The organism is Pannonibacter sp. I15F10I1 (assembly GCF_900185665.1).
In the GTDB taxonomy this organism is placed as follows: domain Bacteria; phylum Pseudomonadota; class Alphaproteobacteria; order Rhizobiales; family Stappiaceae; genus Pannonibacter; species Pannonibacter indicus.
Map to the genome: position 1 here is coordinate 144,355 of NZ_FYAN01000002.1, position 17,515 is coordinate 161,869.

The following is a 17,515-nucleotide window of genomic DNA, read 5'->3' on the forward strand; positions in this document are numbered from 1 at the left end:
CCTGCGGAAAGGAAGCCCCTTGCAGGACCTCATCACCGCCTACGGCTGGCCAACCCTGCTCACCGGGCTTCTGGTGCTCTTCACCGGGGGCGTTGTGCGTGGCTTTGCCGGTTTCGGCGCGGGCATGATCTTCATGCCGGTGGCCTCCGCCCTGTTCTCGCCGCCCGTTGCGGCGGGGGCGTTTCTGCTGCTGGACTACTTCGTCACCTTGCCGCTGCTGCCGCGCGCCCTGCGCCTGTGCGACTGGCGCACCGTTCTGCCTGCGGTTCTGGCGGCGGTTGTCTCGGTGCATCTGGGGGCGTGGCTGCTGGTGAGCGCTGATCCGCTAGTGCTGCGCTGGATCATCTGCCTTGTGGTGCTGGCGGTGCTTGGGCTGCTGATCTCCGGCTGGCGCTATGCCGGCACGCCCTCGCCCGCCACCTCCGCCGGCGTCGGCGCTGCAGCGGGCATCATGGGCGGCGTGTCGCAGGTTTCCGGCCCGCCGGTGGTTGCCTTCTGGCTGTCGAGCCCGCATCCCCCGCATGTGATCCGGGCAAATCTCATCGTCTTCTTCGCGCTGGCGGGCACCGGCAGCCTGCTGGCCTATCTGATTGCTGGGGTTTTCAACGGCCGGGTGCTGGCACTGGCGATTGGCGGCATCGCCGTCTATGGCCTCGGGCTTTATCTGGGCGCATGCGGCTTCGGACGGGCCAATCCGCAGCTCTACCGCCGCATCGCCTACAGCCTCATTGCCCTTGCCGCCCTGACAAGCCTGCCTGTACTGGATGGCTGGCTCGGGCGCTAAGACAAAAGAAAACCCGGCCAGAAGCCGGGTTCCCTTGAGTTGTTGCCGGAGAACCGGGTCAGCCTGCAAGGCTCGCCATGGTTTCCTCGTCAATGTCGAAGTTGGCGTAGACGTTCTGCACGTCATCGTCATCTTCCAGCATGTTGACGAGCTTCATCAGCGTCTGGGCCTTGTCGGCATCCACCGGCGTCAGGTTCTGCGGCTTCCAGATGATCTTGACCGATTCCGGCTCGCCCAGGGTTCCTTCCAGCGCCTTGGACACATCGCCCAGATCCTCGAAGGCACAGATGATGACGTGGTTGTCTTCATCCGACTGAACGTCTTCGGCGCCCGCCTCGATGGCAGCTTCCAGAACCGCCTCGGCACCCCCGGCCTTGGCCGGGTAGATGATCTCGCCGACCTTGTCGAACATGAAGGACACCGAGCCGGTTTCACCCATGGCGCCGCCGCACTTGGTGAAATAGGAACGCACGTTGGAGGCGGTGCGGTTGCGGTTGTCGGTCAGCGCCTCAACGATGACGGCAACGCCGCCGGGGCCGTAGCCCTCGTAGCGGATCTCGTCGTAGGACTCGGCATCACCGCTCTGCGACTTGTTGATGGCCCGCTGGATGTTGTCCTTGGGCATCGACTGGGCCTTGGCGTTCTGGACGGCCAGGCGCAGGCGCGGGTTGGAGGCGGGGTCCGGATCGCCGTGCTTGGCCGCAACGGTGATTTCCTTCGACAATTTGGAGAAAAGCTTCGACCGGGCGGCGTCCTGGCGGCCCTTGCGATGCATGATGTTCTTGAACTGTGAATGTCCGGCCATGGTCTTCCCGGCAGTTGAGACGGCCGGAGCCAAGGCCCGTCAGGACCAGATGACGCTCCGGCGCATGAAGAATGGGCAGCCTTATAGGCAATGACGCGGGTAAAATCCAGACACCACGCCGCTTCTCTTGCGCACGAAGAGACTGATCTACACTGTTGTCAGCGCCAGAAGTGCGGGATCACCGGCTCCAGACGCCCGCCCAGACGCAGAGGCGCGACGGCAACGGCAAGGCCCGTGCGGTCATCGGTTTCCACCGCCACGCCGCAGACCGTCGCCTCGCCCAGCGCAGGGGTGAAGCGGCTGGAAGGCACCTTGCGCAGGAAACGCTGCACCGGCTCTTCCTTTTCCATGCCCAGCACGCTGTCATAATCGCCGCACATGCCCGCGTCGGACATATAGGCCGTGCCGCCCGGCAGAATCTGGTGATCGGCCGTCGGCACATGCGTGTGCGTGCCAACCACAAGGCTGACGCGGCCATCGAGAAAGTGGCCCATCGCCTGCTTTTCGCTGGTGGCTTCCGCATGCATGTCGATGATGATGGCATCCACCACATGACCCAGAGGACAATCGGCAATCGCCCGCTCCACGGCGGCGAAGGGATCATCCAGCGGGTCCATGTAGACGCGGCCCATGACGTTGACGACCGCCACCTGCGCACCGTTGCGGGCAGAGTAGATGTTGACGCCGCGTCCCGGCGTTCCGGCCGGGAAGTTGACCGGACGCAGCAGGCGCGGCTGCCGGTCGATGTAAACGAGGGTTTCGCGCTGGTCCCAGACATGGTTGCCGGTGGTGACCACATCGGCGCCCGCATCCACCACATCCTGAAGGATCTGCTCGGTGATGCCGAAGCCGGAGGCAGAATTCTCGCCATTCACAACGACGAAATCGAGGCCGTTTTCCTCGATCAGGCCAGGCAGAGCCTCAATGGCAGCGGTGCGGCCGGCCCGGCCGACCAGATCACCCAGAAACAGAAGCTTCATCGGTCCTCTCGTGTGTGAAACCAGCGCAGCCCGGTTTCAGTCAGGATGCCGTGGAGAAGCTGGTCATGCGGTTCTGTGGGCACCTGATCCACTTCCTGGACGCAAAAGGCAAGCCCGATGCGCAGGATCGGGCCGTCTTTCTCCAGCGCCGCAATCGCCGTGTCGTAATGCCCCTTGCCGTAGCCCAGCCGCCCGCCGCGCGCATCAAATGCCGCCAGCGGCACCAGCATCACATCCGGGCGCATGAGCGGAGACGCTTCCTCAGGCACTCTGGTGCCGAAACCGGCGGACACCAGCTTTGTCTCCCGGTCCAGCTTGCGGAACAGCAGATGCGGCCTTGCGACAACGGGCAGGCAGAGGGGATGGCCGCGGGATGCCAGCTCATGCATCAGCGGCCGCGGATCGATCTCGTCGCGAATCGGCCAGAAGCCGGAGACGGTTTCGCCGGGCTTCAGGTTCAGCCCGTCCACGTGAGCGGTCAGGGCAAGGGAACCCTCGATCCGCTCCACAGCCGTCATCGCCGCACGGCGCGCCAGCGCCCCGGCGCGGATCTGCTGTTTGGCCTGAACAAGATCGGTGAGAGCGTTGCGGGTGTCAGTGGCGGGCATCGAACCTCGCTGGGAACCGGTCCGGCAATCGGTGGGACTGCCATCCGGCGCACCTTTTCAGGCAGCGGCGGGCCGCAGATCCGGCCCTCAAAAGAATGGTAAAGTGCAGCCACGGCGACCGTTGGAATTGCAATCCCGGGAAACCTACAGTGTAGGTGGGCGCCGTGTGTTCCAGCCCAGGGGCCGGATCAGGGACAGCTCCCTAGGGAATGCGTAAGGCCCCGGGGATAATGTTTCCTGACGGGAAGCGCAGCTGCTGAACCAGATATAGAGCCAGAGCGCTGCATTTGAAAGCCCTTCGCGCAGCCGCAGGCATCATCGTCCCCCGCCGGACTGCATTCAATCGGTCTTGAGGCTGCGGGTCAGGCCTTCGGCCAGCGCCTCGATCTTGCGGGCGGCCTCGTCGATGCGCAGCACGACAGTGGCCTCATTGCGGTTGATATGCTCGAGTGCTGCCTGACGCGCGTCGCGCACCATGGACAGCTCCTGCTCCAGCTGCTGGACGCGCTTTTCCAGCTCGACCAGCTCGTCAATCACCATGATTCCGGCCATGACGGTCAGCCGCTGGTCACCGATCTCACCGAAACTGCCGCGCAGCTGGTTGATGCAGCCATCGAACCGCTCGGCAAGACCGATCAGCCGGTCTTCCTCGCCGTCGTCGCAGGCCATGCGGAAGGCCCTGCCGTTGATGGTGACGGAAATCTGCGCCATCCGCCCTCAGCCTCCGTGTGCTTCGAGAACGGAGCGGATCGTCTCCATGGCGGAAACGAGGCGGCGGGACACTTCGCGGTTGGCCTCTTCCAGGCTTTGTGCGCGGGCCTCGGCCTTGTCCAGGTTCATGGCCAGCTGCGAGCGGTCCTCGCCGAGGCGCTGAATGTCGTCATGCAGGGCGTTGAGGGAATGGTCGCCATCCAGCCGCCGGCCAACCGACGTTTCCAGATGGGAAATGGCAGTCGCAAGGCGCGTCAAGGCAGCATCCAGAGACTGGCTATGACCTGAGCCCAATTCTGCCATCAAACCGCATCCACTTTCAAAATCCGCCTTCAGGACCCTGCGTAGGGGTATTTCCTGAGCGTAGACCACCAGCGCCCGCTGGCGTGACACATATGGCCCGCCGCAAAAACTAAAGCAAATTGCGAGCAGGCGGCAATAACCGGATGACCACACTTAACGGAATTCGCCCGGACCGCCTTCGCGGCATAAAGATTAAGCAATCGTTAAAAGCGCCGTCAATGGCGGCATTCGGCTCTGCGGCGTTTCTCCCCCGCCATCCCGTCATTTCATGCAAGTGCGGCCTTTGTTGACACCACTAGGGTTCCTGTTATTTGTCGGGCTCCCTGCAGGGCTGGCGAGAGCATGGGAGATGGCAAAAGGCCGATCCTCACCTCTCCGGCACCAGGAAAACAGATTCTCAGGTAGCCCTGCGGCCTGCCGCATGTAGCAACGGGATGAACATGACTGATCTTGAAAAGCATCACCGCATGGCGAATGCGATCCGCTTCCTCTCCATGGACGCGGTCGAAAAGGCCAAATCGGGCCATCCCGGCCTGCCCATGGGCACTGCCGACATCGCCACGGTTCTGTTCACACAGTTCCTGAAGTTCAACCCCACCGCCCCGCACTGGGCCGACCGCGACCGCTTCGTGCTGTCCGCCGGTCACGGCTCCATGCTGCTCTATTCCGCGCTCTACCTGCTCGGATATGAGGATTTCTCACTCGATCAGCTGAAGAATTTCCGTCAGATCGGCGCCCGCACGGCCGGCCATCCGGAATTCGGCCATGGCGCCGGCATCGAGACGACCACCGGCCCGCTGGGCCAGGGCCTTGCCAACGCTGTCGGCATGGCCATTGCCGAGAAGCTGCAGGCGGCCCGTTTCGGCGAGGATATCGTCGACCACTACACCTATGTTCTGGCCGGTGACGGCTGCCTCATGGAAGGCATCAGCCAGGAAGCCCTGACGCTCGCCGGCCACCTGAAGCTGAACAAGCTGATCGTCATCTGGGATGACAACAACATCTCCATCGACGGCAAGATCGATGTGACCGATTCCACCGACCAGATCGCCCGTTTCGAGGCCTCCGGCTGGGCCACCAGCCGCGTCGACGGCCATGATCCGGAAGCCATCGCCAATGCCCTGCGCAAGGCGCAGGAGAGCGACAAGCCGACGCTGATCGCAGCCAAGACCGTGATCGGCTTCGGCGCTCCGACCAAGGCCGGTACCAACAAGGTGCATGGCTCGCCGCTGGGCGCGGACGAAATCGCCGCCACCCGCAAGGCGCTGAACTGGAGCCACGAGCCCTTCGTCGTGCCGAGCGACGTGCTGGACGCCTGGCGCATCGCCGGCCTGCGCTCCGCCCATGCGCACAAGAGCTGGGAAAAGCGCTTCGCCGCCAAGGATGCGGAAACCCGCGCCGAGTTCGAGCGCCGCAACCGCGGTGACCTGCCGGCCGGCTTCGATGAAGCGATGCTGACCTACAAGCGCAAGCTGTTCGAGGAGCAGCCCTCGCTCGCCACCCGTCAGGCCTCCGAGCATGTGCTGAACGTGGTCAACGAGGTGATCCCGGAGACGATCGGCGGCTCTGCCGACCTGACCGGCTCCAACAACACCAAGACCCCGCAGACCAAGGCCGTGACGCCGGATGACTTCTCCGGCCGTTACATGCACTGGGGCATCCGCGAGCACGGCATGGCCGCTGCCATGAACGGCATGGCCCTGCATGGCGGCTTCATCCCCTATTCCGGCACCTTCCTGGTGTTCTCGGACTACTGCCGCCCGGCCCTGCGCCTTGCCGCCCTGATGGAACAGCGCGTCATCCACGTGATGACCCACGATTCCATCGGCCTTGGCGAAGACGGCCCCACGCATCAGCCGGTGGAGCATTACGCTGCTCTGCGCGCCATCCCGAACCTCTACTTCCTGCGCCCGGCCGATGTGACCGAGACTCTGGAGTGCTGGCAGATTGCACTGACCGCCGCCAAGACCCCTTCGGTTCTCGCCCTCACCCGTCAGGCCCTGCCCTCGCAGCGCAAGACCTTCGAGGAAGAGAACCTCTCCGCACGCGGCGCCTATGAACTGGCGGGCAGCGAAGAAGCAGCGGATGTGACGATCTTCGCCTCCGGCTCGGAAGTCGAAATCGCCATGAACGCCCGCGAAAAGCTGATGGCTGACGGCATCCCCGCCCGCGTCGTCTCCGTGCCGTGCTTCGAGCTGTTCGAAGCCCAGTCGGACGACTACAAGGCCTCCGTCATCGGCAGCTCGAAGGTGAAGATCGCGGTCGAGAGCGGCATCCGCCTCGGCTGGGACCGCTTCATCGGCAACGACGGCATCTTCGTCGGCATGCACGGCTTCGGCGCATCGGGCCCCTACAAGGAGCTCTATGCCCACTTCGGCATCACCGACACGGCGGTTGTGGACGCTGCCAAGGCGCGCCTCGGCGCCTGATCCGGCTCCAGTGCAGCGGGCCATGGGCCTGGCTGCCGCCGGAAGACACCAGAACTCTCGCCTCCGCCGCCCGGCGGGGGCTCCTGAGCCCGGGCAGGCCCTCTCCTGCCCTTTCGCAAGGCCGGCCCGGTCTGGGCTGGCGAAAGGCGTCCTCCATAACGGCGCCACGCATGTATGGGAGTTATTCACATGGTGACCAAGGTTTCGATCAATGGATTTGGCCGCATCGGCCGCAACGTGCTGCGCGCGATCGTCGAGTCCGGCCGCACCGACATCGAAGTCGTATCCATCAACGACCTCGGCCCGGTGGAGACCAACGCGCATCTGCTGCGTCATGATTCGGTGCATGGCAAGTTCCCGGCGACCGTCGCCGTGGAAGGCGACAGCATCCGCATCAACGGCGGCAAGCCGATCAAGGTGACCGCGATCCGCGACCCGAAGGAGCTGCCGCACGGCGAGCTGGGCGTCGACATCGCCATGGAATGCACCGGCATCTTCACCGACAAGCCGAAGGCCGAAGCGCACCTCGCCGCTGGCGCCAAGCGCGTTCTCGTCTCCGCTCCGTCCAACGGCGCTGACAAGACCATCGTTTACGGCGTGAACCACGATGCGCTGACGGCTGCCGACCTCGTCGTCTCCAACGCTTCGTGCACCACGAACTGCCTGGCTCCGGTTGCCTATGTTCTCAATGCCGCCATCGGCATCGAGAAGGGCTTCATGACCACGATCCACTCCTACACCGGCGACCAGCCGACGCTGGACACCATGCACAAGGACCTGTACCGCGCCCGCGCTGCAGCCATGTCCATGATCCCGACCTCGACCGGTGCCGCCAAGGCCGTGGGCCTCGTGCTGCCGGAGCTGAACGGCAAGCTGGACGGCGTGTCCGTGCGCGTGCCGACCCCGAACGTCTCCGTGGTGGACTTCAAGTTCATCGCCAAGCGTTCCACCACCGTGGAAGAGATCAACAGCGCCATCCGCGACGCTGCCAACGGCAAGCTGAAGGGCATCCTCGGCTTCACCGACGAGCCGCTGGTGTCCATGGACTTCAACCATGACAGCCACTCCTCGATCTTCCACATGGACCAGACCAAGGTCATGGACGGCACCCTGGTGCGCATCATGAGCTGGTACGACAACGAGTGGGGCTTCTCCAACCGCATGTCGGACACCGCTGTGGCACTCGCCAAGCACATCTGATAGCTTTACCCCAAAGGGGTAAGGTCATGGACGACGCATCGAAGCCGGTGGAAGACTTCAGGCAACTGGTTGATTTGATATCAGACCGGTTTCCCAATCTCCGCTGTCTTCGATGCAGCCATGACGGTTTTTATATGTCTCAAGATCTGTCGCCTCCCGGCTTCAGCTTCGGTGAAGTTCCGGATATAATATTGGCTTCAGAACGTGCCGGCATACGCCCGGTCACGACACTTGTTTGCAGGCGTTGCGGCCACATTGAGCAGCACCTGACCAAGATTCTGATCAACATGCTTCCGGAAAAGGGTGAATCCTGATGGCAAGCATTGTCCCCTTTCCACCGGGTAAGGAACCCCAGTCTGGAGGGGGATCAGGAGGACCGACGATGGAACAGCGCGTGGCTGCTCTCGAAGAGACCTGTTCCCGTATCGAGACGGCACTTTCCAGACTTGAACCTGCAATCCGCCAGATTGCCGAGGACAATAAGGATTTCAGGAAAAGCCTGACCAGCCTGGAGATCAATGCCGCCACACTTGATGGCAGACTTTCAGGGATTGAGGGACGCCTTTCCGGACTGGCGGACAGACTTTCGGCAATGCCGACAATGTTTCAGCTGGTGCTTGCACTCCTCACCACGTGGGGAGCAGGAAGCGCCATTGTTTTCACCGTGATGAGATACGCCCAGCCATGACCTTCAAGACAATTGACGATGCCGGCGAAATCGCAGGCAAGCGCGCCCTCGTGCGTGTGGACCTCAACGTCCCCATGAAGGACGGCAAGATCACCGACGACACCCGCATCCGCGCCGTCGCCCCCACCATCCGCGAGCTGTCGGACAAGGGCGCCAAGGTTATCCTCCTCGCCCACTTCGGCCGCCCGAAGGGTGAAGTCGTGGCAGACATGAGCCTTGCGCCGGTGGCCCCGGCTGTTGCCGCCGTCATCGGCCGCCCGGTTACCTTCTGTGCCGATTGCATTGGCGAGGCTGCGGCCGGTGCCGTTGCCGCCATGCAGGACGGCGATGTGCTGCTGCTGGAGAACACCCGCTTCCACAAGGACGAGGAAAAGAACGGCGCCGACTTCACCGCCGCTCTGGCTGCCAATGGCGACCTCTATGTGAACGATGCCTTCTCCGCCGCCCACCGCGCCCATGCCTCCACCGAAGGCCTTGCCCGCCTGCTGCCCGCCTATGCCGGCCGCTCCATGCAGGCCGAGCTGGAAGCGCTTGGTGCAGCTCTTGGCGCGCCCAAGCGCCCGGTTCTGGCCGTTGTCGGCGGTGCAAAGGTGTCTTCCAAGATCGACCTTCTGGAAAACCTCGTCACCCGCGTGGACATGCTCGTCATCGGCGGTGGCATGGCCAACACCTTCCTGGCCGCCAAGGGCGTCAATGTCGGCAAGTCCCTGTGCGAGCATGACCTTGCCCCGACCGCGCTGAAGATCATGGCAGCCGCCGAAAAGGCCGGCTGCGAGATCGTGCTGCCGGTGGACGCAGTCGTCGCCCGCGAGTTCAAGGCAGGCGCTGCCAACGAAACCGTCAGCCTGGACGCGATTCCCGCCGATGCCATGATGCTGGATGTGGGTGCGGCCTCCATCAAAACCGTGAAGGCCAAGATCGACGGCGCTTCCACGCTGGTGTGGAACGGCCCGCTCGGCGCCTTCGAGATCGAGCCCTTCGACAAGGCAACCGTCGCCGCTGCACAGCATGCGGCCAGCCGGACGAAGGAAGGCAAGCTGCTCTCCGTCGCAGGCGGCGGTGACACGGTGGCCGCTCTCAACCACGCAGGCGCAGCCGGTGACTTCTCCTATGTCTCCACCGCTGGCGGGGCGTTCCTCGAGTGGCTGGAAGGCAAGGATCTGCCGGGCGTGACGGCCCTGCAGGCCTGAGCCTGACAGTTCATCAAGTCTTGCGGCGCGCCGGTCCAGTATTGGCGCGCCGCCTCTTGCCCGCGAGCCCTGCAAGGCACCTATTTAATTCGGGCATCAAATTAAAAATGTTCGAATTTTCCTGCGTTTACCGGCATTTAAATTGATTTATGGGCTGCGGCCCCATCTTCCCAAACCGCTGGATTTTGTTAGAACGGCCACGGTTTTGTCGCAGTGCGAAACTTATCTGCGGCCCACGCCGCCGTTGCACGGCCAGCGCGGGAAAACGCTTCGTTCAATTGGCAAGACCAATGGAACAGGCGGACCACGCGCAGTGTTTGAGCAGGCAGGTCCGGAGCCGGGTCAGGGTTCCTTGCGGATCTGGAACAGGAGAGATTCGATGGCACGCATTACACTTCGTCAATTGCTCGATCATGCCGCGGAACACGACTATGGCGTTCCGGCCTTCAACATCAACAACATGGAACAGGCGCTCTCCATCATGGAAGCGGCTGATGCGACCGATTCCCCGGTCATCATCCAGGCCTCGCGCGGCGCCCGGTCCTATGCCCATGACGTCATGCTGAAGCACATGATGGACGCGGTGACGGAAATCTATCCGCACATCCCGGTCTGCGTGCATCTCGACCATGGCAACGAACCGGCCACCTGCATGACCGCCATCCAGGCCGGCTTCACCTCGGTGATGATGGACGGCTCGCTGAAGGCCGACGGCAAGACCCCGGCCGACTGGGCCTATAACGTCGGCGTCACCAAGGCCGTGACGGACATGTCCCATCTGGGCGGCATCTCCGTCGAGGGCGAGCTGGGCGTGCTCGGCAGCCTTGAGAGCGGCATGGGCGAAGCGGAGGACGGCCATGGCGCCGAAGGCCAGCTCAGCCACGACCAGCTGCTGACCGACCCGGAAGAAGCGGTGAAGTTCGTGCGCGAGACCAAGGTTGACGCGCTGGCCATCGCCATGGGCACCAGCCACGGCGCCTACAAGTTCACCCGCAAGCCGGACGGCGCGATCCTTGCCATGCACGTGATCGAGGAAATCCACCGCCGCCTGCCGGAAACCCATCTGGTGATGCACGGCTCTTCTTCGGTGCCGCAGGACCTGCAGGACATCATCAACCAGTACGGCGGCAAGATGCCCCAGACCTGGGGCGTACCGGTGGAAGAAATCCAGCGCGGCATCAAGAACGGCGTGCGCAAGATCAACATCGACACCGACAACCGCATGGCGATGACCGGCCAGATCCGCAAGATCCTTGCCGAGAACCCGGGCGAGTTCGACCCGCGCAAGTATCTCAAGCCCGCCCGCGATGCCATGACCAAGCTCTGCAAGGAGCGTCTGGAGGCCTTCAACACCGCCGGTCAGGCCTCGAAGATCAAGCGCGTCCTCACCCTCCCGGAAATGGCCGCCCGCTACAAGTCCGGCGCGCTGGACCCGAAGATCTCGTAAGGCTTTCGGACCTTACTCAAGGATCAAACCAAGGCCGGGGCATCGCTCCGGCCTTTTTGCTGCCCGCAGTTCCGCCACCTCTCCGGCCTCCCCAGCGGTCGCCCCGGGCGGAACGCAGTGCAGACCCGGGGCGACCGCCTGAGTAAATGGCCAGGCAGCGTATCAATCTCCTGCTGGTATCGTCCCCTCACCCGCAACATTCCGCCGCGCAAAGCTTCTGCACCCATCTCTGCGCTTGCGTCGTGCTTTTGCCGTCTTTAGGGACATAGGTATGTACCATGTGCCCGCATGCCGGGCCGAACAGACGGATACCGCCTTGAACCGCCCGCGCCTTTATCTGGTTACGCCGCCCACCTTTGACCTGGAAGCCTTTGCCCCGCGCCTTGAAGCGGCGCTGTCGGGCGGGGATGTGGCCTGCGTCCTCATCTATCAGCCCGAGGCGGCCGCCAAGGCGCTGCAGGACACGGCTGCAAAGCTGGTGCCCATGATCCAGAAGGCGGAAGCGGCCGCGCTGATCTACCGCGACACGCAAGTGACCGGCCGCACGGGTGCCGACGGCGCCCATATCGACAGCTCCTTCGAGGACATCAAGCTGGCCATGGAAAGCCTGCAGCCGGCGCGCATTGTCGGCGCGGGCGGCACCAAGATGAAGCACGAGGAAATGGAAATCGCCGAAAGCGGCGTGGACTATCTGTTCTTCGGCCGGCTGGACCTTGAGGAGCAGCCCGGCGCCCATGCCAAGACGCTGGAGCGCGCCGAATGGTGGGCGGAGCTGTTCTCCACGCCCTGCGTTGCCCTTGGCGGCAATGATCTGGCCACCCTCGGCGAAACGGCGGACACCAAGGCCGACTTCGTTGCCCTGAAGGATGCCATCTGGCAGCATCCGGAAGGCCCGGCGCAAGCCGTGCGCCTTGCCAATGCGATTCTCGATCAGCACCCGTTTGAAGAGGACGAGGAATGACCCTGCCGCGCCGGACCCTGACCGGAAGCCAGTTTCCCGAAACGGCGGAGGCATCTGCCCGCCCGCCCCTGCGCCGTGGCCTGAGGCCCGGCGCACCGGGTCTGGCTTTGGCAGGTCTGGCGCTGGCTGCGCTCTGCGCAGCCACAGGCAGCAGCCTTGCCCAGACGGCAACGCCTGCAACGCCCGCAGCCCCGGCTCAGGAGCAGGCCGCGCCGCCAGCTGCCGAAACCCCGGCAGCAGGAACCCCGGCAGGCGAGGCAGCATCGGCCCAGCCTTCTGCGGCACAGGATGCCGCTGAAGGCGCGGCTGCAGAGACGGCCACCGAAGCCGATGCAGCCGCACGTGCCCTTGCCCGCTATGAGCCGGAACCGCTTGTCAGCCTGCTTGAGGCGGGTCCGCCGCTGATGGAACCGGGCGAGCCGATTGATGCCGATTTCGCCTATGGCGTCTTCCAGCGCGGCTGGTATCTGACGGCGCTTGCCGTTGCCACCCCGCTGGCTGAGGAAGGTGACCGTGCCGCGCAGACCCTGCTGGGCGTGATGCATGAAACCGGCCTTGGCGTGGCGCGGGACTGGAAGAAGGCTGCGGACTGGTATCAGGTCGCAAGCACCTCCGGCGACCCCAATGCGGCCTACCGGCTGGGGCAGATGTATCTGCTGGGCGAAGGCGTCGAGGCCGACAAGAAAAGAGCGGCCGATCTCTTCCAGAAGGCTGCTGATGCGGGCATTCCGGGCGCCATCTACAATCTGGCAATCCTCTATCAGGAAGGCGAAGGCCGCCCCTATGACGAGGAGCGCGCCTCCCAGCTGCTGCTGCAGGCCGCCGAGAAGGATGATGTGGAAGCGCAATATGCCCTCGGCCTCCAGTTCCTGGAAGGCGGCGAGAAAGTGCGCGACCCGATCAAGGGCGCCAACTGGCTGGGCCGGGCGGCCCGGCGCGGCCATACCTCGGCACAGGTTTACTACGGCATCCTGCGCTTTCAGGGACGCGGCGTGGAACCGGACGAGGCGGATGCTGCAGACTGGTTCGAGCGGGCCGCGCGGGCCGGAAATCCGGTGGGCATGAACCGGCTCGCCCGCGTCTATGCCTTCGGCCGTGGCCGGCCCGTCGACCAGACCGAGGCCGCCGCCTGGCACTATGTGGCGCGCGCGCTTGGCCTTTCCGATCTGGAGCTGGATGGTTACGTGGGATCGCTGGACCAGGAAACCGTGACCAAGGCCATGGAACGCGCAGGCACCTTGACCGCCACGCTGATCCCCAAACCGCTGGATCCGGCCAGGGCCACCCCCTGACAAGTAACCGCTTTGCAGGTTTTTCCTTGAATTTGCGCCCGTTTTGTGTTGGACAGGCGCGTCATTGGTGCCCGCTCGCCGTCCTTATCCGGCAGAGCGTGGATGCACCGTCAGGTTTCACGCCCTAATCAATCGGTCGTTTCATGAAGATCAACGGTAACGAGATCAAGCCCGGCAATGTTCTCCAGCATCAGGAGACGCTCTGGGCGGTCGTCAAGGTGGACCACGTCAAGCCCGGCAAGGGTGGCGCGTTCGCCCAGGTGGAAATGAAGAACCTCATCGACGGCCGCAAGCTGAACGAGCGCTTCCGTTCGGAAGACAAGGTCGAGCGCGTCCGTCTGGAGCAGAAGGACTTCCAGTTCCTCTACATCCAGGAAGACGTCCTGATCTTCATGGACACCGAAACCTACGAGCAGCTTGAGCTGCAGAAAGACTTCGTCGGTGACCGCGCCGCCTTCCTGCAGGACGGCATGATGGTGACCGTGGAACTGCACGAAGAGAAGCCGATCGGCATCACCCTGCCGCAGTTCGTCACCCTGCAGATCACCGAGGCCGATGCCGTGGTGAAGGGCCAGACCCAGTCCTCGTCCTACAAGCCGGCCATTCTGGAAAACGGCGTGCGCGTGCTCGTGCCCCCGTTCATCACCGCTGGCGAGAAGATCATCGTCGACACCGGCACGGTCGAATACGTCCGCCGCGCGGACTGATCCTCATTCTGAAAATCCTTCCGCCCGGCGCTCCCCCTGGGGTGCCGGGCTCCCCATTCCAAAGACCCGGCAAGACAGATCATGGCACGTACAGCAATCCTCAACGTAATGGTCCAGGCAGCAATGAAGGCCGGACGTTCGCTCGTGCGTGACTTCGGCGAAGTCGAAAACCTTCAGGTCTCGCGCAAGGGCCCCGGCGACTTCGTCTCCGCCGCCGACCGCCGCGCCGAAGAGATCATCCGCGCCGAACTGACCAAGGCACGGCCCACCTATGGCCTGCTGATGGAAGAATCCGGCGAGACGGCCGGCGAAGACGGCCAGCACCGCTGGATCGTCGACCCGCTCGACGGCACCACCAATTTCCTGCACGGCATTCCGGTCTTCGCCATTTCCATCGCGCTGGAGCGCCAGGGCCAGATCGTTGCCGGTGTCATCTTCAATCCGGTGATGGACGAGCTTTACACGGCCGAGCGCGGCCGTGGCGCCTTCGTCAATGACCGCCGCCTGCGCGTTGCCGCCCGCACCGCCCTGCCGGACAGCCTGATCGGCACCGGCCTGCCGTTCCTCGGCCGCGGCGACCATGGCCGTGCCCTCAAGGAACTGCGCTACGTGATGCCGGAAGTCGCCGGTGTCCGCCGCATCGGCGCTGCCGCGCTCGACCTTGCCTATGTCGCCTCGGGCCGCCTCGACGGCTTCTGGGAGCACAGCCTGAACCCGTGGGACATTGCAGCCGGCATCCTTCTGATCCGTGAAGCCGGCGGCTATGTCAGCGACATCGACGGCAAGGACACGATGCTGGAGACCGGCTCGGTGGTCGCGGGCAACGAGTTCATCAAGGCCCAGTTGCAGAAGCTGCTGAAGAGCGCAGCCGAGTGAAGCAACGGGCGTTGCGGCAACCCGCGCGCCCGCCCGGCATGAACACGCAGCGCAGAAGCCTTGTGCTTCTGCGCTGTTTTTCTTCCTGTCCCTGCAATCTTCCTCCGTCTTGCCATGGCTTGACCATGGCATCCATGCCCTTGTCTCTCCCGGCCTTCGGCGGCAATGGGCAGGCATACTGTCAGGCTTATAGAGCGGGAAGCTCACGGGGTGGATGCCATGGTCAAGCCATGGCAGGACGAAGACGGAGAGGCTTGGCCTTGCAAAGGGAAGCCCCCTGGAACGCCCGAGAACCCGGGATTCATCCGTTACAGGCCGGAGAGCAAAACCGCTCCCCGGCCTTCTGCTTTTCAATTAAGCTTTTGCTAACGCGCGATTAACGGTTTTCAACAAACGGTAAATCGCGCTATCACTGGTGCCAACAGCAACAGGCGGAAGCTCGACGGTTCATGGCACGCGATTTCGATCCCTACAGCCTGTCCAGTCCCAAGGCGTATCTCTCGTTCATGATCATCTTCCTGGTGATCGTTGCCTTCGTCGCCTTCATCCTAAACCAGCAGATCGCCACGGCCTTCATGAGCAATCCCGGCCTCAACGGGATGATCGTGCTCACCGGCCTGTTCGGCATCATGCTGACGTTTGCCCGCGTCGTGCGGCTGTTCCCCGAGATCGCCTGGGTCAACAGCTTCCGCATCGGGGATCCGGGCATCGAAGTGCGCCGCCCGCCGGTGCTGCTGGCGCCGATGGCGACGCTGCTCGGCAACAAGGTGGGCGAGATGGCTCTGACGCCCGCGACCGCCCGCTCGATTCTCGATTCCATCGGCATGCGTCTTGATGAGTCGCGCGAGATTGCCCGCTACATGACCGGCCTGCTCGTGTTCCTCGGCCTGCTCGGCACCTTCTGGGGCCTGCTGCAGACGGTGAGTGCCGTCGGCTCCACCATCCAGTCGCTGGATGTGGTGTCCGGCGACACGGGCGTCATCTTCGAGGATCTGAAGGCAGGGCTGCAGGCGCCGCTTTCCGGCATGGGCACGGCCTTCTCGTCCTCGCTCTTCGGCCTCACCGGCTCGCTGGTTCTCGGCTTTCTCGATCTTCAGGCCGGACAGGCGCAGAACCGCTTCTACACGGAGCTGGAAGACTGGCTGTCCACCGTCACCGAGATCGAGCAGGAAGAGGCGCGTGCACCCGTTGCCGCCGCACCCGATACAGACAAGCTGCAACTGGCCATCGAGCGGCTGCAGCGCGCGGTGGAGGAAGGCGGCAGCAAGGCCGCCAATCAGGCCATGGCAAACCTTGCCGAAGGCATCCAGGGCCTCGTCAAGCACGTGCGCTCCGAGCAGCAGATGATGCGCGAATGGGCCGACACCCAGAGCGCCCAGCAGAAGCGGGTGGAGAACCTCCTCTCCTCCATCGCAGCGGCCTTCGACCGCGCCAAGGAGTGATCCATGGCAGGGTTTCGCGGCCGCAGGCGCAATCAGGACATCGACTACTGGCCGAGCTTCGTGGATGCGCTGACCACGCTGCTGCTGGTGCTCATCTTCCTGCTGTCGATCTTCGTCATCGCCCAGTTCGTGCTCAGCCAGCAGCTGTCGGGCCGCGATTCGGTGCTGAACCGTCTCAATGCCCAGATCAGCGAGCTGACCGAGCTTCTGTCGCTGGAGCGGGCCTCCAAGCGCGATCTGGAAACAACCGTCGCTACCCTGCAGGCCAGCCTCGGCGCCGCCACCAGCGAGCGCGACAGGCTCTCCGGCCTGCTGTCTGATCGCGAGGGTGCAGCGGCCAGTGCAGGCGGCGAGCTTGCAGCACTCGAGGGCACGCTCAACGAAGAGCGGCAGGTCAGCCAGCGGGCGCTGGCGCAGGTGGAATTGCTGAACCAGCAGATCGCCGCCCTGCGCCGCCAGCTGGCCGCCGCCAATGCGGCGCTGGAGGCTTCCGAGGCCAAGGAAAGCGAAAGCCAGGCCCGCATCGCCAGCCTTGGCCAGCGGCTCAATGCAGCGCTGGTGCAGCGCGTGCAGGAGCTGAACCGCTACCGCTCCGACTTCTTCGGCCGCCTGCGCGAGCTTCTGTCCCAGCGCTCCGATATCCGCGTGGTGGGCGACCGCTTCGTCTTCCAGTCGGAAGTGCTGTTCCCCTCCGGCTCCGACGAAATCAATCCCAATGGCCGGGTGGAACTGGACAAGCTGGCCGAGGCTCTGCTGGAGCTTGAGGGGCAGATCCCGAGCGAGATCCAGTGGGTGCTGCGCGTGGACGGCCACACTGATGCAGTGCCGCTGTCCGGCACGGGGCGCCTGCGCGATAACTGGGAGCTGTCCTCCGCCCGCGCCACCTCGGTGGTGCGCTACCTGATCAGCAAGGGCGTCGACCCCAAGCATCTCGTGGCCGCCGGCTTCGGCGAATTCCAGCCTCTGGAGCCGGGCAACACCCCCGAAATCAACGCCCGCAACCGCCGCATCGAGCTGAAGCTGACGGAACGGTGAGAGGGCGCCCCTGCCGCTCCGGCACCGCGCATGCAATCAGGCACTCAGTCACCCCGG

18 protein-coding genes and 1 other RNA gene are annotated in these 17,515 nt (G+C 64.0%); 13 read left to right on the forward strand and 6 right to left on the reverse strand.

Going from position 1 to position 17,515, the window contains the following annotated elements:
• Positions 1-19: 19 nt before the first annotated feature.
• On the forward strand, positions 20-784 hold the full coding sequence (locus IF10I1_RS00590) for a sulfite exporter TauE/SafE family protein (protein WP_186391773.1): 765 nt from the start codon (positions 20-22) through the stop codon (positions 782-784).
• Positions 785-842: 58 nt separating this feature from the next.
• Here IF10I1_RS00590 and IF10I1_RS00595 read toward each other — a convergent pair whose 3' ends face one another.
• From IF10I1_RS00595 to IF10I1_RS00620, 6 genes are all read right to left on the reverse strand, one after another.
• Positions 843-1,589: a YebC/PmpR family DNA-binding transcriptional regulator gene (locus IF10I1_RS00595; protein ID WP_058898784.1), complete on the reverse strand. Its 747-nt coding sequence runs from the start codon at positions 1,587-1,589 to the stop codon at positions 843-845.
• A 158-nt stretch (positions 1,590-1,747) separates the two neighbouring features.
• Entirely contained in the window at positions 1,748-2,569 is an 822-nt protein-coding gene (locus tag IF10I1_RS00600) for a TIGR00282 family metallophosphoesterase (protein ID WP_050472467.1), read from the reverse strand.
• Positions 2,566-3,177: a 5-formyltetrahydrofolate cyclo-ligase gene (locus IF10I1_RS00605; RefSeq protein ID WP_186391772.1), complete on the reverse strand. Its 612-nt coding sequence runs from the start codon at positions 3,175-3,177 to the stop codon at positions 2,566-2,568. Before IF10I1_RS00605 ends, IF10I1_RS00600 begins: the two co-directional genes overlap by 4 nt.
• Before the next feature lie 102 nt (positions 3,178-3,279).
• Positions 3,280-3,436, reverse strand: a non-coding RNA gene (gene ssrS, locus IF10I1_RS00610) — 6S RNA.
• 80 nt (positions 3,437-3,516) lie between these two features.
• Complete coding sequence (locus IF10I1_RS00615) at positions 3,517-3,888, reverse strand: cell division protein ZapA (RefSeq protein ID WP_019965113.1); 372 nt, start codon at positions 3,886-3,888, stop codon at positions 3,517-3,519.
• 6 nt (positions 3,889-3,894) lie between these two features.
• Positions 3,895-4,191, reverse strand: coding sequence for a DUF4164 domain-containing protein (locus tag IF10I1_RS00620; RefSeq protein WP_019965114.1), 297 nt, complete (start codon positions 4,189-4,191; stop codon positions 3,895-3,897).
• Positions 4,192-4,631: 440 nt separating this feature from the next.
• Between IF10I1_RS00620 and tkt the strand changes: the two genes are divergently transcribed.
• The 12 genes from tkt (at position 4,632) to IF10I1_RS00680 (ending at position 17,458) form a co-directional block, all read left to right on the forward strand.
• Positions 4,632-6,620, forward strand: a complete 1,989-nt coding sequence (tkt, locus tag IF10I1_RS00625) for a transketolase (protein ID WP_186391771.1) — start codon at positions 4,632-4,634, stop codon at positions 6,618-6,620.
• Between the two features lie 189 nt (positions 6,621-6,809).
• Entirely contained in the window at positions 6,810-7,820 is a 1,011-nt protein-coding gene (gene gap, locus IF10I1_RS00630) for a type I glyceraldehyde-3-phosphate dehydrogenase (RefSeq protein ID WP_058898781.1), read from the forward strand.
• A gap of 26 nt (positions 7,821-7,846) precedes the next feature.
• Positions 7,847-8,134, forward strand: coding sequence for a hypothetical protein (locus IF10I1_RS00635; protein ID WP_157757112.1), 288 nt, complete (start codon positions 7,847-7,849; stop codon positions 8,132-8,134).
• A 68-nt stretch (positions 8,135-8,202) separates the two neighbouring features.
• Positions 8,203-8,508 (forward strand): ribonuclease, encoded by a 306-nt coding sequence (locus IF10I1_RS00640; RefSeq protein ID WP_186391770.1) that lies wholly within the window; start codon positions 8,203-8,205, stop codon positions 8,506-8,508.
• Positions 8,505-9,698, forward strand: coding sequence for a phosphoglycerate kinase (gene pgk / locus IF10I1_RS00645; RefSeq protein ID WP_186391769.1), 1,194 nt, complete (start codon positions 8,505-8,507; stop codon positions 9,696-9,698). Before IF10I1_RS00640 ends, pgk begins: the two co-directional genes overlap by 4 nt.
• Positions 9,699-10,077: 379 nt before the next feature.
• Entirely contained in the window at positions 10,078-11,145 is a 1,068-nt protein-coding gene (gene fba / locus IF10I1_RS00650) for a class II fructose-bisphosphate aldolase (RefSeq protein WP_058898778.1), read from the forward strand.
• A gap of 271 nt (positions 11,146-11,416) precedes the next feature.
• Positions 11,417-12,106, forward strand: coding sequence for a thiamine phosphate synthase (locus tag IF10I1_RS00655; protein ID WP_186391768.1), 690 nt, complete (start codon positions 11,417-11,419; stop codon positions 12,104-12,106).
• The gene (locus tag IF10I1_RS00660; protein WP_186391767.1) at positions 12,103-13,398 is read left to right on the forward strand and encodes a tetratricopeptide repeat protein; all 1,296 of its coding nucleotides are present in this window, start codon (positions 12,103-12,105) and stop codon (positions 13,396-13,398) included. The genes IF10I1_RS00655 and IF10I1_RS00660 overlap by 4 nt, the downstream gene beginning before the upstream one ends.
• A 143-nt stretch (positions 13,399-13,541) precedes the next feature.
• Positions 13,542-14,105, forward strand: coding sequence for an elongation factor P (gene efp / locus IF10I1_RS00665; protein ID WP_019965123.1), 564 nt, complete (start codon positions 13,542-13,544; stop codon positions 14,103-14,105).
• 81 nt (positions 14,106-14,186) lie between these two features.
• The gene (locus tag IF10I1_RS00670) at positions 14,187-14,981 is read left to right on the forward strand and encodes an inositol monophosphatase family protein (RefSeq protein ID WP_050472459.1); all 795 of its coding nucleotides are present in this window, start codon (positions 14,187-14,189) and stop codon (positions 14,979-14,981) included.
• A gap of 449 nt (positions 14,982-15,430) precedes the next feature.
• Positions 15,431-16,423, forward strand: coding sequence for a hypothetical protein (locus IF10I1_RS00675; protein WP_058898775.1), 993 nt, complete (start codon positions 15,431-15,433; stop codon positions 16,421-16,423).
• Positions 16,424-16,426: 3 nt separating this feature from the next.
• Complete coding sequence (locus IF10I1_RS00680) at positions 16,427-17,458, forward strand: peptidoglycan -binding protein (RefSeq protein WP_058898774.1); 1,032 nt, start codon at positions 16,427-16,429, stop codon at positions 17,456-17,458.
• The last annotated feature ends 57 nt before the right edge of the window (positions 17,459-17,515 follow it).

Excerpts from the sequence above, each read along its gene's own strand:
- gap (WP_058898781.1), top strand. The coding sequence starts at position 6,810 with ATGGTGACCAAGGTTTCGATCAATGGATTTGGCCGCATCGGCCGCAAC.
- IF10I1_RS00605 (WP_186391772.1), bottom strand. The coding sequence starts at position 3,177 with ATGCCCGCCACTGACACCCGCAACGCTCTCACCGATCTTGTTCAGGCC.
- IF10I1_RS00620 (WP_019965114.1), bottom strand. The coding sequence starts at position 4,191 with ATGGCAGAATTGGGCTCAGGTCATAGCCAGTCTCTGGATGCTGCCTTG.
- IF10I1_RS00675 (WP_058898775.1), top strand. The coding sequence starts at position 15,431 with ATGGCACGCGATTTCGATCCCTACAGCCTGTCCAGTCCCAAGGCGTAT.
- IF10I1_RS00615 (WP_019965113.1), bottom strand. The coding sequence starts at position 3,888 with ATGGCGCAGATTTCCGTCACCATCAACGGCAGGGCCTTCCGCATGGCC.
- IF10I1_RS00680 (WP_058898774.1), top strand. The coding sequence starts at position 16,427 with ATGGCAGGGTTTCGCGGCCGCAGGCGCAATCAGGACATCGACTACTGG.
- fba (WP_058898778.1), top strand. The coding sequence starts at position 10,078 with ATGGCACGCATTACACTTCGTCAATTGCTCGATCATGCCGCGGAACAC.
- IF10I1_RS00600 (WP_050472467.1), bottom strand. The coding sequence starts at position 2,569 with ATGAAGCTTCTGTTTCTGGGTGATCTGGTCGGCCGGGCCGGCCGCACC.
- efp (WP_019965123.1), top strand. The coding sequence starts at position 13,542 with ATGAAGATCAACGGTAACGAGATCAAGCCCGGCAATGTTCTCCAGCAT.
- IF10I1_RS00655 (WP_186391768.1), top strand. The coding sequence starts at position 11,417 with ATGTACCATGTGCCCGCATGCCGGGCCGAACAGACGGATACCGCCTTG.
- IF10I1_RS00595 (WP_058898784.1), bottom strand. The coding sequence starts at position 1,589 with ATGGCCGGACATTCACAGTTCAAGAACATCATGCATCGCAAGGGCCGC.
- tkt (WP_186391771.1), top strand. The coding sequence starts at position 4,632 with ATGACTGATCTTGAAAAGCATCACCGCATGGCGAATGCGATCCGCTTC.
- IF10I1_RS00660 (WP_186391767.1), top strand. The coding sequence starts at position 12,103 with ATGACCCTGCCGCGCCGGACCCTGACCGGAAGCCAGTTTCCCGAAACG.
- IF10I1_RS00640 (WP_186391770.1), top strand. The coding sequence starts at position 8,203 with ATGGAACAGCGCGTGGCTGCTCTCGAAGAGACCTGTTCCCGTATCGAG.
- IF10I1_RS00635 (WP_157757112.1), top strand. The coding sequence starts at position 7,847 with ATGGACGACGCATCGAAGCCGGTGGAAGACTTCAGGCAACTGGTTGAT.
- pgk (WP_186391769.1), top strand. The coding sequence starts at position 8,505 with ATGACCTTCAAGACAATTGACGATGCCGGCGAAATCGCAGGCAAGCGC.
- IF10I1_RS00670 (WP_050472459.1), top strand. The coding sequence starts at position 14,187 with ATGGCACGTACAGCAATCCTCAACGTAATGGTCCAGGCAGCAATGAAG.